Origin of the sequence: uncultured Kriegella sp. (assembly GCF_963975415.1) — a bacterium.
In the GTDB taxonomy this organism is placed as follows: Bacteria; Bacteroidota; Bacteroidia; order Flavobacteriales; family Flavobacteriaceae; genus Kriegella.
The window spans coordinates 597,759-612,542 of record NZ_CAXBGN010000001.1 but is presented as its reverse complement, the minus strand read 5'-3'; the positions used below and the strand labels follow the sequence as shown (position 1 = coordinate 612,542).

Below are 14,784 nucleotides of genomic sequence, written 5' to 3'. Positions count from 1 at the left end.
TAGATGAAGGTTTAACCGGCTTTGGTTAAAACTTTGTTAAATGAAATTTGCCGTTAAACTTGCAACAAATGTACCAATTTATATAGATTGAATGCTTAATTCATTGCAGAGTAACGAATTAGATAATTTTATTGATATTCTCAACAGGCCTTCCGATAACGGCTTTGTTACCGTTAACGACAATTGGCCGCTCGATGAGTTTTGGATATTGAAGCATGGCATTCAATATTTCATCATCGGTTAATGCTTTTCCACGGAATTTTTCTTTCCAGATAACTTCGTTTTTTCGTATCAAAGCTTCTGGTGCAATACCGAGATAATCGATAATTTTTTGAAGTGTTTCTTTAGAAGGGGAGTCTTCTAAATACTTGACCACTTCAAAATCTTTGCCCGAATTTTTCAAGAGTTCAAGACCTTGTCTTGATTTACTGCATCGGGCGTTATGGTATATTTTTATCATTTTCTCTCTTTTAACAGTTGAAGTTTCAGGGAACTTAATTGTTTTCAATACGTAGTACGTGTAATTCTTGAATTTATTCTTCTTCTTTTTGGCCCATCATCATCAAATATGCTTTTAGAAACTGGTCTAGGTCTCCATCCATTACAGCATCGACATTGCCTGTTTCTTGTGCGGTTCGAACATCTTTCACCAATTTATAAGGATGCATAACGTAGTTGCGTATCTGTGATCCCCATTCAATTTTCATTTTAGAAGATTCAATCTCTTCTCGAGCCTCCATCTTTTTGCGCAGTTCGATTTCGTACAATTGAGATTTGAGCATTTTTAGGGCTGTTGCCCGATTGTCATGCTGACTTCTAGAGTCTGAACATGAAATCTGTATGCCAGAGGGTTTGTGCACAAGTTGCACTTTGGTTTCTACCTTGTTTACATTCTGTCCGCCTGCACCGCTCGAACGGGCAGTCGTAATTTCGATATCAGCAGGGTTAACATCAATTTCGATACTATCATCTACCAACGGGTATACGTAAACCGATGCGAATGAAGTGTGGCGTTTGGCATTGCTGTCAAAAGGGGAAATTCGCACTAGGCGGTGTACACCATTTTCACCCTTAAGCCAGCCAAAGGCAAATTCACCATCAATTTCAAGCGTTACGGTCTTTATGCCTGCGACATCACCCTCTTGATAATTAAGTTCCTTTACTTTATAGCCGTTCTTTTCACTCCACATCATATACATGCGCATGAGCATAGCTGCCCAATCACAACTTTCGGTACCACCGGCACCAGCCGTTATCTGAAGAACAGCGGTCAGCTCATCACCCTCTTCTGAAAGCATGTTTTTAAACTCAAGCTTTTCAATAAGGTTTAACGCTGTTTCGTATTGTTTGGTTACTTCGGCTTCGGAAATTTCTCCTTCTTGTTGAAATTCGAGCAATACTTCAAGGTCTGTTATAGCGCTCTTGGCCACACTGAAATCATCGACCCATTGCTTTTTTGATTGGATGAATTTCATTTGTTTCTGAGCTTCCTGCGGATTGTCCCAGAAATTGGGAGCCAAGGTTTTCTCCTCTTCGTTCTCTATTTCTATTAATTTGGCATCAATGTCAAAGATACCTCCTTAACGCACCAAGGCGATCAAATAGACCTTTGTATAGGTCTGTAGTAATTATCATACTCTAAATTTTGCCCAAAAATAGCTTTCTTTTTTTGTATTTGTAGCCTTCTAGGCAAATGTTTTATTTTAGTTATTGTTGACTGGAAACTTGTATGGAGTGAATGGTTTTGTTTTCACCAGTGGTATGCAAAACCCCTTTGAGCGGGGAGCAGTCATTGTAGTCTTTGCCGTGTGCTACTTTGATATGGTTTGAGTTGGCCAGTAGGTCATTGGTGGGGTCGAAACCTACCCAACCGACCATGGGTATGTACGCTTCCGCCCAAGCGTGCATTTGTGAATCACCGAAATAGCCATTTCCCTGATGGAGGTAGCCCGATACATATCTACAAGGAATACCGTTGCGTCGTGCCAAAGCACAAAATAGGTGCGTGAAGTCTTGGCATACCCCTTCTTTGTTTTTAATAATTTTTATTAGTGGGGTACTTATGTCGGTAGTACCTGTTTTGAAATGAATGAGTTTAAAAGTCCAATGGTTTAGCCCTTGCAGATTTTCAAAAATTGATTGTTTTAAGTCAAATTGGAATAAATCTTCGCTTGTTGAAGGTATGGTTGTTAAAGGGGTGTTGCGTAGAAATTGCTCAAAATCGACCCTAAAATCTAAAGTTTTAGTTTTTTCATACCCTTCTTTTATAGTGCTTGTGATTTCGAAATCGAAAGGGTTTATTTCTCTTTTTATTAATTTAAAGGAAGCTTCAAAGGCTACTGTCTTGAATTTTTCTTTGGTGTGTATGCGTATGGTTTTAAAACCATACCCATTAATAGAATATTCGATTGGGGCCTCAAGTGAGTTACTGAAATCAATCCCAACAAACTCTTGGGTTTTATTTTCTTCAGGAATAATCAAGAACTGCCAGTGAGCACCATTTACCCAGGTTTCGTACTTGTTTTCTGCTTTGTAGATAATCGAATATTCTAAATTCATTTTGGTTGTAAAGAAATACTAAGATAAGCTATATCATGCAGTTTAATAATTAAAAAACTCTTTTTCCATCTTCTGACTGATCTTTGTTAGGTTATTTAAAATATTTTCAATGAACGATTGTATGTCTTCCTCGATTTCTTCTATGAATTTATATTGAAATTCGCATCTAACCTTACCCACCAAAAAGGCAGTTGTCTTTTTATTATAGGCTTTGCTCGGGTCTAATATTTTGATGTGGCTATGTACTTGATTGAGACTGTTCATTATTGATCTTGGGCAATTCGGGTTCAATATCAAGAATTCCAAGGTCGAAATACTGTTGGGTGATTTTTTGTAAAAGCGCCGCATCATATCATACGATTCAGCACATTTCAATAGTGTGGTCCATTCAAAACTATTGCTGAATTTATCCCCATAACTGCCTTGTGCCAGCAAGGCGTCATTATATTTTGCATTGATGATACGTATTATTTGGGTGGCACGTTCAATATTAATGCCCATCATGATAATGGCATAAACGGAGTCGTGTAATAAGGTGCCTCGTATTTTTCCGCGTAGAATGGCCGTCATTTCCGTTACGTTCACGGTAAAATCATACAGGCCATTTTTTACAAACTTTTCTACAGGATAATTGACCACAAAATGATAGAATTTATTTATAGATTCATACAATTCAGTGGAAATAAGGTCACGAGCGCTATTCGCATTTTCCCTGGCATTTTTTATATTGTTGATAATGGAATATGGAAATTCGGAATCCAATCCGATTTTATGAAGTGTATTTTCTTCGTTTAATTGTTCTGAGGTGTCCTCTACGGGGTCACCGACCATAAACAGCATCGAACGCAACACGAACTGTCGAGAATGCGATAGCTCGTGTGGGGCATCTAATGAAGAAAAATAATTAACGTTCATAAAACGTGCAATATGTTCAGAGCGTTCAATATAACGCCCCATCCAAAAAAGGTTGTTTGCAACTCTAGCCAGCATATGTTTTTATTTTTTTAGTACCCAAGTATCTTTTGAACCTCCTCCTTGTGATGAGTTAACGATAAGGTTTCCTTTTTGCAATGCGACCCTTGTTAATCCTCCTTTTAAAACAAACTCCTTGTCCTTTCCCAAGACTGTGAAGGTTCTAAGATCGACATGTCGTTGCTCAAATGATTCATTGTCTTCAATATAGGTCGGATGAACCGAGAGCGACATTATAGGTTGTGCCACATATTTTCGAGGGTTTTCCTTTACTTGTTCCTTTACCTCCTCTATTTCTTTTTTAGTTAACCTGTTACCTATGGAAATACCGTATCCACCTGCCTCATCTACTGGTTTAATAACCAGTTTATCGATGTTTTCCAGTACATAATTCAACTCATCGGGCCTACTGCAATGATAGGTATGCACATTGTTCAATATAGGTTCTTCATTTAAATAGTATTTAATGATTTCAGGCATATACGTGTATACGGCCTTGTCATCTGCTACCCCTGTCCCTGGGGCGTTAGCTAGTGTTACGTTACCCTTTTTATAGGCAGCGAACAGGCCTGGCACTCCTAAGGCCGAATCTGCCCTGAACTCAAGTGGGTCAAGAAATAAATCGTCTATTCTTCTATAGATTACATCAACCTTTTGCGGACCATGAATCGTTTTCATGTAAACAAAATCATTTTCTACGAAAAGATCACGTCCCTCTACAAGTTCTACCCCCATAGTTTTTGCTAAATACGAATGCTCGTAGAAAGCAGAATTGTACATGCCAGGGGTAATCACCACACAGTTGGGGATATCAACTCCTTTAGGTTTGGTGGTTTCCAATAAGTCTAAAAGATTTTCAGCATAATTGGTTACCGAATAAGTCTGGTAGTGGTTAAATACACCGAATAATGCCCTTTTTAACGCTGTTCGGTTGCAGATGACATAACTGACCCCTGAAGGACATCGAATATTGTCTTCAAGTACATAATATGCTCCGTCATTATGTTTGATAATATCTGTTCCCGAAATATGGTTGTAAATTCCACCCGGCGGGTCTATATTGATCATTTGGTGTAAATAATTGGCCGAAGAACTAATAAGCTCCATTGGTATTATTCCTTGTCTTATGATTTTTTTTTCATGATAAATATCCCACAAGAATAAATTTAAGGCCTTGCTGCGTTGAATGGCACCGCGTTCAATAATGTCCCACTCTTCCGGATGTATTATTCTTGGGAAAAGGTCAAAGGGAAAAATTTTTTCCTGCGTCGTTTTTTCATTGTACACTTGAAAAGTGATGCCTTGATTAAAAAATGATGCCTTCGCTTTTGAATTCAGGTTAACATAATCTTCAATGGTATGTTTGCCATAAAGGTCAAAAAGTGTTTCGTAGGTCTTTTGCACGTTGCCATTTTTATCAAAAATCTCATCGTACAAAGATGGGTTTCTTTCATAAGAAGAAAAGATTGTAGTATCGTTGTGTTTCATCTTTATTCCTTTTTACAAAAGATACAGGTTTTTGTTGGATTTATTCGTGGATATTTGTCAATAAACTATTACATTTTTAATGTTTCGTGTAAAAAAACCAATACAATATTGCCGATTGTTTAGTTTCCTTCTTAAAACACGATTAATATAACATTTCGTTAGTTTTTTCTAATTTTGAAATCGTAGATTTATTCAAAGAAGTTCGAACGGTATTAATTTTTGCAATTGAAAATAAATTTGATCAGCGATACGGTGACCCGGCCGTCACAGGGAATGTTGGAAGCCATGATGAGTGCCAAAGTGGGAGATGATGTTTTTAAGGAAGACCCATCAGTAAACGAATTGGAAAAAAAAATAGCGAATCTGTTCGGTAAAGAAGCTGCCCTGTTTTTTCCATCGGGTACAATGGCGAACCAAACAGCTATCAAATTACATACTCAGCCGGGCGAACAATTGATCTGTGATAAATATGCACATGTTTACAATTTCGAGGGTGGTGGCGTAAGTTTTAATAGTGGTGTTTCATGTAAACTGGTCGATGGGTCTCGAGGAATGATGACATCTGATCAAGTGACGGAGGCAATCAATCCCCCTGATTTTTACCATAGTCCGCTGACTTCTTTAGTCTGTATAGAAAATACGACCAATAAAGGCGGAGGAGCTTGTTGGAGTTTTGAAACGCTAAAAGAAATAAAAACCGTTTGTTCTAATAATGACCTTGCCTATCATTTAGACGGCGCGCGGTTATGGAATGCGCTAATTGCCAAAGCAGAACCCCCGGAACAGTACGGTGCCTTATTTGATACGATAAGTATATGTCTAAGTAAAGGGTTGGGATGCCCGGTCGGTTCTGTCTTGGTAGGCTCTAAAGAGATGATGGATAAAGCCCTAAGAGTGCGAAAAGTATTGGGGGGAGGAATGCGACAAGCAGGATATTTGGCCGCGGCCGGAATTTATGCACTAAACAATAATAGGCTTCGACTAAAGGAAGATCACAGACGTGCTTCGGAAATAGGAGTTGCTTTAAAGGAGTTGTCTTTCATTAGAAAAATAGAACCCATTGAGACCAATATCATTATTTTTGAAATTGATGAGGCTAAGATGAGTGTGGGCACATTTCTTCAGAAGTTGAAGGAAAAGAATGTTTATATCATTGGAATGGGGGAAGGTAAACTTAGAATTGTTACACATTTAGATTATACGGAGACCATGCATGACATGTTTCTGTCTTTTTTAAAAGGATTATAGCTCTTTTAAGGTGTCGATTGTATCGATGCGGGTTTTTAAGTTTTTGATACCATTCTCCATGCCCGCTTCAGAGGAATACAATTGACTTTGCCCGATTATTTCGGCATTTGTATTCTTTAGGTTGAAAAGAAATTTTCCTTCATGGTTGGTTTTTCGTTCAAAGACATTTTGTGCCGCAATAATTATAGGTAGCTCTTTTGCCACATTTTTTGCCATGATTGCATCAGAAAACAGTATGCTATTAAGTAATATATGGCCACTCTCCGATGTTACCCGAAATCTGTATCCACTACCATTTTCTTTTGTAAGTTCTATCATTTGAGCAAAAGCTTTTTCTAAAGATATTGTTTATTGAATTCTTAATCAATAGTCTGTCCGTTTTTTATAATTATAGGCAATTGGACTTGATTTTTGTGAAAGAAACTTTAAAAAAAAAGGGGGATTCTCTACTAAGATAAATCCTTCTACGCTACCCTTTTGTATATCAACTGCCTTTTCGGTACTTATCGAGTAGTTCTAGATGCTTGCTTATTTCCCCGTTCATACTATAGCCCGAATATTCGTCTAATTCGTCTCCATCTGGATTTAAAATTTTAAAAAGAGGAAACACCCCCCGTTTATTGAATTTGGGCAATAATTCTTTATTGTGCCGTAATTGCTCGGGAGTTAGAAGATTTTTATTTCTAGGCAAGTCAATATATAAAAGAATATAATCTGCTGCCACAGTTTTAAAATCCGCAGTGCTAAACAAATCCTTCTTTAACATTTTACAGGGATGACACCAATCACTTCCTGTAAAATAGACCAGCACATTTTTATTCTCCTTTTTTGCTGCTTCGATTGCGCTGTCGTAATTGGTGCCCCAATCAGTGCCCGCAACCGAAGATAATTCAGCTTGGGCCATTAGTGCAAAAGGCAATACGATTAAAAACAGAGTCAATTTCATTTTTTATTTTTTTTTGATAGCTGCAACAATCGCGCCGATTTATTTGAACAGGGAATCCATTCCGGGGATATTCGGCATGCCCTCTTTTGCTACGGCTGCAAGTTCGGTCTCGTTTACTTGGGTAGCCTTTTCAATGGCTTTGTTCAGTGTAAGTATCAAAAAGTCTTCCAGTTGGTCTTTATCTTGCAAAAGGCTATCGTCAATGGCAATCTCTTTGATTTGTCTATTTGCGGTTATGGTAACTTTTACCAGTTGGTCAGCTGAACTTTCTTCTATCGTCACGGTGTCCATTCTCTTTTTTGTTTCCGCTACTTTTTGTTGGGTTTCTTTGAGTTTTCCCATCATTCCCATCATATCTCCGAACATATTCTTTTTTTTTAAAATTGTGCTTTTCAAAATTACTAAATTGAAGTGATAAATCCATTTTTGAAATGCATTTTGGTAAAAGGGCGACCGTTTTTGTTTTAAATACTACTTTTGCAGATTCTTGCCAAAATCGAAATAGCGATACTATGAAAATAATACCTCCTTATGCCAAAAAGAAACCAAAGAAGTTAGTTGTACATAATGATCAACGTGTCGACGATTATTATTGGTTGAATGAAAGGGAAGACGAGGAGGTGTTGGCCTACTTGGGAGCCGAGAAGGCTTACTATGAAGAATTGACCGCTGACACCAAAGACTTCGAAAAAAACCTTTTTGAGGAAATGAAATCACGGATAAAAGAGGATGATTCGTCAGTACCCTATAAACATAATGGGTATTGGTATGTTTCTCGATACGAAACCGGCAAGGAATATCCTATTTATAGCAGGCGCAAGGGAACCATGGATGCCCCCGAGGAAATACTTTTCAATGGAAACGAAATGGCTGAAGGCCATGAATATTTTAGTATAGGTGGTATCGCTATTAGTCCTGATAACAAATTGGCTGCCTTTGGGGTCGATACTGTGTCGCGAAGGCAGTATACCATTCGAATCAAAAACCTCGAAACAGGAAAAATCTATGACGATAAGATGGCTGATACCACCGGAGGCGCCGTTTGGAGCGCAGATAATAAAACGTTGTTCTACGTGAAAAATGATTCGGTAACACTACGCTCTGACAAGATCAAAAAACATAAATTGGGTACGGGCGATAGTTTTGATGAAGTAGTTTTTCATGAAAAAGATGCTACTTTTGGAACGTATGTGTATAAGACCAAATCAAAAAAATATATCATTATTGGGTCTTACAGTACATTGACATCGGAATATCGGATACTTGAATCCGAAAATCCTGATGGTGAATTTAAAATGTTTTCAAAAAGAAAACGTGGTCTTGAATATTCTATTTCCCATTTCGATGATTCGTTTTATGTGTTGACCAATAAGGATGGGGCAATCAATTTCAAATTGATGAAAGTGGGCGAAGATAATACGGCTTCAGAATATTGGAGGGAGTTTATTCCGCATCGGGAAGATGTTCTTTTGGAAGATATTGATATTTTTAAGGAGTACTATGTAGTTTCCGAACGTGCGAACGGATTGAATCAAATAAAGATCAATCGTTGGGATGCTACAGAAAGTTTTTACCTTCCTTTTGAGAGTGAGACTTATACGGCGAATGTGGGCCGAAATCCCGATTTCGACACAGATATACTGCGATATGCCTATAATTCAATGACTACTCCCAGTTCGGTAATCGACTTTAATATGCGAACCAAAACAAAGGAGGTTAAAAAGGAGCAAGAGGTACTCGGAGGTAACTTTAAAAAGGAAAATTACAGCTCTGAAAGAATTTGGGCTACTGCCGCTGATGGTGTTAAGATACCCATATCGATAGTACATCATAAAGATACAGTAATAAATGCTGATACCCCTGTGCTACAATATGCTTATGGTTCGTATGGTGCAACTATTGACCCATACTTTTCCTCTGTGCGCTTGAGTCTTTTAGATCGTGGTTTTGTTTATGCCTTGACGCATGTAAGGGGTGGTCAATATTTGGGAAGAAAATGGTATGAAGATGGAAAACTTCTGAAGAAGAAGAACACATTTACAGATTTTGTTGATTGTTCAAAGTTTTTGATCAAAAAAAAGTATACCAGTGCGGCTCATCTATATGCCATGGGTGGCTCTGCAGGTGGGTTGTTGATGGGCGCAGTTGTGAATATGGCGCCCGAGCTATATAATGGTGTTATCGCTGCAGTACCTTTCGTAGATGTTGTTACTACAATGTTAGATGATTCTATACCACTGACAACGGGTGAATATGATGAATGGGGGGATCCCAATAACAAAGTATATTATGAATATATGAAATCGTACTCGCCATATGATAATGTAAAACCTCAAAAATATCCGAATATGTTGGTTACCTCCGGTTTACATGATTCTCAGGTACAATATTTCGAACCGGCCAAATGGGTTGCTAAATTGCGAGAGTTAAAAACAGATACAAATTTATTGTTGTTCGATATCAATATGGATGCAGGTCATGGCGGTGCTTCCGGACGCTTTGAGGCTCTTAAAGAGGTAGCCAAAGAGTATGCTTTTTTATTGAATTTGGAGGAAAAAATCGACTAATAAAAAAAAAACATTAATTTTGTTGCTGAATTTGGTCTAGTTCTCAGCTAGGCAGTTTTCAAAACCTAGACAGCTTTTATGGAACATAAGATCAATGCTTATAACAATATCCTAGAACTCATAGGCAATACCCCCCTCGTCAAATTAAACAGAATCACTTCAGAATTAACGGGAAATTTTTATGCCAAAGTCGAGGCATTCAACCCCGGACATTCCTCGAAAGACCGAGTAGCATCCTATATTATTGAGGAAGCTGAACGCAAGGGCATATTGACTGAAGGTAGTACTATAATTGAAACAACTTCTGGAAATACGGGTTTTAGTATTGCCATGGTTAGTATTATCAAGGGCTACGATTGCATCTTGGCAGTAAGTTCAAAATCATCAAAAGACAAAATCGATATGCTCCGTACCATGGGGGCCAAGGTTTATGTTTGTCCGGCCCACGTGAGTGCCGACGATCCACGTTCGTATTATCAGGTTGCTAAGCGACTTCATGAAGAAACGAAAGGTTCGATTTATATCAATCAATACTTTAATGAATTAAATATTGATGCCCATTATAGGTCTACGGGTCCCGAAATTTGGGAGCAGACCAATGGTAATATTACGCATCTCGTAGCTTGCAGTGGAACAGGGGGTACAATCTCGGGTACTGCGCGTTTTTTAAAGGAGAAAAATCCGAATATTCGTATTATCGGGGTCGATGCTTTCGGTTCGGTATTGAAAAAATACCATGAAACAGGAGAATTTGATTCTAATGAAATATACCCTTACCGTATAGAGGGATTGGGTAAAAATTTAATTCCTGGTGCGACCGATTTTGATGTTATCGACGAGTTTATCAAGGTGACCGATGAAGAGAGTGCCCATACCGCAAGAGAGATTGCCAAAGAAGAAGGGATGTTCGTTGGATATACTAGTGGGGCCGTTATGCAAGCAATTAAGCAATTGAACGGGCTAGGTGAATTCGATAAGAACAGCAATGTAGTGGTTATTTTCCCAGACCACGGATCGCGCTATATGAGTAAAGTGTATAGCGATGCCTGGATGGAGGATCAAGGTTTCTTTGATAGCAATAGAGTAGAGGAAACCCAACGAGTACAATTTGTAAAATAAGTATTTGAAGATATACCTTTAGTAAGAAAGCAATGCTGAAAAGAGTCATTGCTTTTTTTGTACGTTACAAATAATATTATGAATGCTTGTCAAAAATCTATATTTTTGCAGCACGAAGCAACCCAAGTTACATGAAAGATTTATTTGATAGAATAGTAGAAAACAAAGGCCCTTTAGGAAAATGGGCGTCGCAGGCAGAAGGTTATTTTGTTTTTCCTAAGTTGGAAGGTGAAATTTCCAATAGAATGAAATTTCAAGGGAAGGAAGTCATTACTTGGAGTATCAACGATTATTTAGGCTTGGCAAATCTGCCCGAGGTCAAAGCAGTGGACGCCGCCGCCGCCGCCGAGCACGGTTCTGCCTATCCTATGGGGGCACGAATGATGAGTGGTCACACCGATTTTCATGAACAATTGGAGCAAGAATTGGCGGCATTTGTTCAAAAAGAATCTGCTTATTTGTTGAATTTTGGTTATCAGGGTATGGTGTCGGCCATTGATGCGTTAGTCTCAAAAGACGATATCATTGTCTATGATGTAGACTCTCATGCCTGTATTATTGACGGCGTGCGTTTGCACATGGGGAAAAGATTTACTTTCAAGCACAATGATGTTGAAAGTTTGGAAAAAAATCTTGAAAGAGCGGCAAAACTTGCAGAACATACAGGTGGAGGTATTTTAGTAATTACCGAAGGTGTTTTTGGAATGCGTGGGGAACAGGGAAAGCTAAAGGAAATAGTAGCACTTAAGAAAAAGTTTAATTTCCGGTTGTTGGTTGATGATGCGCATGGCTTTGGAACTTTGGGGAAAACAGGTGCCGGGGCAGGAGAGGAGCAAGGCGTGCAAGACGATATTGATGTTTACTTTGCCACCTTTGCCAAATCAATGGCCGGTATCGGAGCTTTCTTGGCTGCCGATAAAGAAATTATCGACTATTTGAAATACAATTTACGCTCTCAAATGTTTGCAAAGTCTTTGCCGATGATTTATGTCAAAGGAGCTTTGAAGCGTTTAGACATGTTACGCACACAACCGGAACTCAAGGCAAAACTTTGGGAGAACGTAAACGCACTTCAAAACGGACTTAAAAACAAAGGGTTCAATATTGGTAATACCAATACCTGTGTAACTCCTGTTTATCTTAATGGAAGTATTCCGGAAGCGATGGCTTTGGTGAAAGACCTACGTGAAAATCATGGAATTTTCTGTTCTATAGTAGTTTATCCGGTTATACCAAAAGGATTGATTTTGTTACGGATGATTCCGACTGCAACGCACACTTTGGATGATATAGAAAAAACTTTGGAAGCTTTTTCTTCGATTCGGGAGCGTTTAGAGAACGGTACGTACAAAAAGTTGTCTGCGGCCGTGGCGGCCGCCATGGGCGAATAATTAAATTGACTTATTTATTCTCAAAAGAAGTAAAGTTTTATTGAAAGCTTTACTTCTTTTTTGGTTATTAATCCGCCTTTAGTATTGGCGGAACGAATACCCTATAAGTCTTTGCGGTAGGTAGCCCTGCGTTTGTAAACTACCGGGTTAAAATGTTTCCACATTTGTCGAATAGCAATGTTTTCTTCAAGTTCGGGGGTTCTAATACAGTTTATGATTCCTTTTTCATTAAAAGTCTTGTAGTATTCATTGAAAATGACCGCCGTAACACCTTTATTTTGATATTCAGGATGTATTCCGATTAAATAAAATATAACATCTTTGCTGCTCTTTTTAGCCTTTAAAAGGTGAAAAATCCCAAACGGGAACAGTTTGCCATTCGCTTTTTGTAAAGCTTTTGAAAAAGAAGGCATAACAATCGCAAAGGCTATCAAGTTATCTTCTTTGTCAACGATAAATTTAATATACTCCGGATTTATAAAACTGATATATTTCTTTTTAAAATAGGTTTTTTGAACTTCGGTAATAGGAACAAATGACGAGAGTTTTGAATAAGTCTCGTTAAAAAGGTCGAACATTTTATCGGCCATGGGTAGTACCTCCTCGGTTTTTGTGAAATTTATTTCCCGAAGTCCATAGCGCTTTTTTACAATTGCTTGCAATTTTGTAAATAAAGCCGGATCGGCACTACTGGCTAGAAACTTGTTTTCTAGGTATCCTTTTTCCTTTGTAAGGCCAGCATGTTCGTAGTGCTTTACATAGTAGGCGTGATTGTACCAGGTGATCATGGTACCGATATGGTCAAAACCTTCAGTGAGCACGCCAACCTTATCGAGATTGGAAAACCCTACGGGACCCTCCATAAATTTTAGTTGATGCTCTTTCCCTATTTCCACTACTTTATCAAAGAGGGTCTGTGAAACTTCTAAGTCGTCGATAAAATCAAACCAGCCAAAACGTACTTTCGGAATTTTTTGTCGATTAACTTCTAGGTCGTTAATTATAATGACCACTCGACCGACCATACGATTATTTTTAAAGGCCATGTAAAACCATGCCCGGGCATTTTTAAATGCCGGATTCTTACTTTTATTAAAGGTTTCCAGTTCATCCTTGATGATGGGGGGCACCCAATAAGGAGAGCCTTTGTAAAGTGAAAAAGGAAATTTTACGAATTGCTTGAAATCAGCCTTGGTGACTGCTTCTTTTAAGGAGACCATACCGTACGATTTGTAAGGCCAATATTAGGGATATTAATCAGTATTTAAAATTGTTATGTGCAAAATTATTTTACGTCAGTTACGTGCTTCTAGCGAGTGCGTTAAAAATCAATGGCGCCGTTGTTTTGCTTCTTTTTCTCTTTTTTCTTTAATTGGCGAAGTTGCTTTTTTGATGGTCCCAAGTCAATGTCTTCGGCTCCTGAACCTTTTTTAGATTTCTGTTTTCTGCCTTTTTCCTTCTTTTTCATGGCATTCTTTTGAATAGGTCCGCCATTTTCACCGGCATTCTGATCTTCAATGGCTATAGGGGCATCTTTATGAAAATCGAAGCGATATGAGGCACCCATACTCACGAAAACACGGGAGGGCGTGTTTTTAAAACTAGCACCCATATTGACGTCAACTTGCAATTCTTCATTTAATAAATGGGCTACACCTCCACGCAGCAATACGTCGGCGTATCTATCGCTATCGATGCCCTGATGCTCTACAAAAGCACTCCATTTCGGATTTCTAAAGGCGTGCGATAACGAAATAATATAACTCAGTTCAGGATAATCCGTTCCGATCCTGTCATAAGCGATGTTCGAAATTAAAACGAACCGAGGTGTAAGTTTACTCTGTGTAGCAACCATTCCGCGATATGAGATGGAAGGGTCTCCCAAATAATAGGGGTTATCCCCAAGATTGAAGGTGGCACCACCATAAAGCGCAACAGAGGGTATCAAATTTTTAAACTTAAAACCGTAATTGGCTTTCCAACTATACAAATTTGGCTTGTTTCGTTCCGGGTCTTTGTAACGGTCGTAGATTAGAAACTTGAGTCCTAATCGGTTTCTCGAGAAATCAGTGTAAGTGGCTTCTGTGGCCGTATTCATAAAATCAATGTTTTGATTCTGATAAGTGCCCTCATAATTAATTTCCAATTGTTCTAATAAAAGTCCGTAACGCAAAGAGAAATCTCCGCCCCAAATATTTGATTGGGTATTCAGTAAGGTGTGGTCTTGTTGTTCGAAAAAAGCACCAGCTTCGAGTTGCAGAACATTCTTGCCGACGGCATAAGCTCCCACAGATAGCCCTGGGCGATTAGAATTTATAACATCGGTGTATTGTGAGAAACCAAAAGCGGTTATTGCCAAGCTGATGGCAGAAAGAATATTTTTCATTTTAGAATCACTTAAGAAAAAGTTCATGAGTGGTAAAAAAAGTTAGTGCAATGCTTACATAGTTTCCTATTCGTCTCGCCTAGCTATTTGTACGACCTTAGCGATAAA

At 38.5% G+C, this 14,784-nt stretch carries 14 protein-coding genes; 4 read left to right on the top strand and 10 right to left on the bottom strand.

Annotated features, from left to right (window positions below):
• Positions 1-118: 118 nt before the first annotated feature.
• From arsC to AACZ88_RS02490, 5 genes are all read right to left on the bottom strand, one after another.
• Positions 119-460, bottom strand: a complete 342-nt coding sequence (gene arsC, locus AACZ88_RS02510) for an arsenate reductase (glutaredoxin) (RefSeq protein WP_339705687.1) — start codon at positions 458-460, stop codon at positions 119-121.
• A 73-nt stretch (positions 461-533) separates the two neighbouring features.
• Positions 534-1,632, bottom strand: a protein-coding gene (prfB, locus tag AACZ88_RS02505) for a peptide chain release factor 2 (RefSeq protein WP_339706448.1) whose coding sequence is annotated in 2 segments (ribosomal slippage) — positions 534-1,568 and positions 1,570-1,632 — 1,098 coding nt in all. Because the reading frame shifts where the segments join, the coding sequence is not laid out codon by codon here.
• A 75-nt stretch (positions 1,633-1,707) separates the two neighbouring features.
• Positions 1,708-2,559, bottom strand: coding sequence for a transglutaminase family protein (locus AACZ88_RS02500; RefSeq protein ID WP_339705685.1), 852 nt, complete (start codon positions 2,557-2,559; stop codon positions 1,708-1,710).
• A gap of 42 nt (positions 2,560-2,601) precedes the next feature.
• Positions 2,602-3,549: an alpha-E domain-containing protein gene (locus tag AACZ88_RS02495; protein WP_339705683.1), complete on the bottom strand. Its 948-nt coding sequence runs from the start codon at positions 3,547-3,549 to the stop codon at positions 2,602-2,604.
• 6 nt (positions 3,550-3,555) lie between these two features.
• A complete protein-coding gene (locus AACZ88_RS02490) occupies positions 3,556-5,019 on the bottom strand; it encodes a circularly permuted type 2 ATP-grasp protein (protein ID WP_339705681.1) in 1,464 nt (487 codons plus the stop codon).
• Between the two features lie 225 nt (positions 5,020-5,244).
• Between AACZ88_RS02490 and AACZ88_RS02485 the strand changes: the two genes are divergently transcribed.
• On the top strand, positions 5,245-6,267 hold the full coding sequence (locus AACZ88_RS02485; RefSeq protein WP_339705679.1) for a GntG family PLP-dependent aldolase: 1,023 nt from the start codon (positions 5,245-5,247) through the stop codon (positions 6,265-6,267).
• On the opposite strand, the gene AACZ88_RS02480 is transcribed toward AACZ88_RS02485, so the two are convergent.
• The 3 genes from AACZ88_RS02480 to AACZ88_RS02470 all read right to left on the bottom strand — a co-directional run bounded on the left by AACZ88_RS02480 (position 6,262) and on the right by AACZ88_RS02470 (position 7,579).
• Positions 6,262-6,585 (bottom strand): YegP family protein, encoded by a 324-nt coding sequence (locus tag AACZ88_RS02480; protein ID WP_339705677.1) that lies wholly within the window; start codon positions 6,583-6,585, stop codon positions 6,262-6,264. The genes AACZ88_RS02485 and AACZ88_RS02480 overlap by 6 nt on opposite strands.
• Before the next feature lie 166 nt (positions 6,586-6,751).
• A complete protein-coding gene (locus AACZ88_RS02475) occupies positions 6,752-7,213 on the bottom strand; it encodes a thioredoxin family protein (protein WP_339705675.1) in 462 nt (153 codons plus the stop codon).
• Between the two features lie 39 nt (positions 7,214-7,252).
• Positions 7,253-7,579, bottom strand: coding sequence for a YbaB/EbfC family nucleoid-associated protein (locus AACZ88_RS02470; RefSeq protein ID WP_339706445.1), 327 nt, complete (start codon positions 7,577-7,579; stop codon positions 7,253-7,255).
• Positions 7,580-7,725: 146 nt separating this feature from the next.
• Between AACZ88_RS02470 and AACZ88_RS02465 the strand changes: the two genes are divergently transcribed.
• The 3 genes from AACZ88_RS02465 to AACZ88_RS02455 all read left to right on the top strand — a co-directional run bounded on the left by AACZ88_RS02465 (position 7,726) and on the right by AACZ88_RS02455 (position 12,290).
• Positions 7,726-9,780 carry a S9 family peptidase gene (locus AACZ88_RS02465; RefSeq protein ID WP_339705673.1) on the top strand — a complete coding sequence of 685 codons (2,055 nt, stop codon included), beginning with the start codon at positions 7,726-7,728 and terminating at the stop codon, positions 9,778-9,780.
• A 78-nt stretch (positions 9,781-9,858) separates the two neighbouring features.
• Positions 9,859-10,899, top strand: a complete 1,041-nt coding sequence (locus tag AACZ88_RS02460) for a cysteine synthase family protein (RefSeq protein ID WP_339705671.1) — start codon at positions 9,859-9,861, stop codon at positions 10,897-10,899.
• Positions 10,900-11,030: 131 nt separating this feature from the next.
• The gene (locus AACZ88_RS02455; protein ID WP_339705669.1) at positions 11,031-12,290 is read left to right on the top strand and encodes an aminotransferase class I/II-fold pyridoxal phosphate-dependent enzyme; all 1,260 of its coding nucleotides are present in this window, start codon (positions 11,031-11,033) and stop codon (positions 12,288-12,290) included.
• Positions 12,291-12,391: 101 nt separating this feature from the next.
• Here AACZ88_RS02455 and AACZ88_RS02450 read toward each other — a convergent pair whose 3' ends face one another.
• Positions 12,392-13,510 carry a GTP cyclohydrolase gene (locus AACZ88_RS02450; RefSeq protein WP_339705667.1) on the bottom strand — a complete coding sequence of 373 codons (1,119 nt, stop codon included), beginning with the start codon at positions 13,508-13,510 and terminating at the stop codon, positions 12,392-12,394.
• 101 nt (positions 13,511-13,611) lie between these two features.
• Positions 13,612-14,676 (bottom strand): transporter, encoded by a 1,065-nt coding sequence (locus tag AACZ88_RS02445; RefSeq protein ID WP_339705664.1) that lies wholly within the window; start codon positions 14,674-14,676, stop codon positions 13,612-13,614.
• Positions 14,677-14,784: the final 108 nt, after the last annotated feature.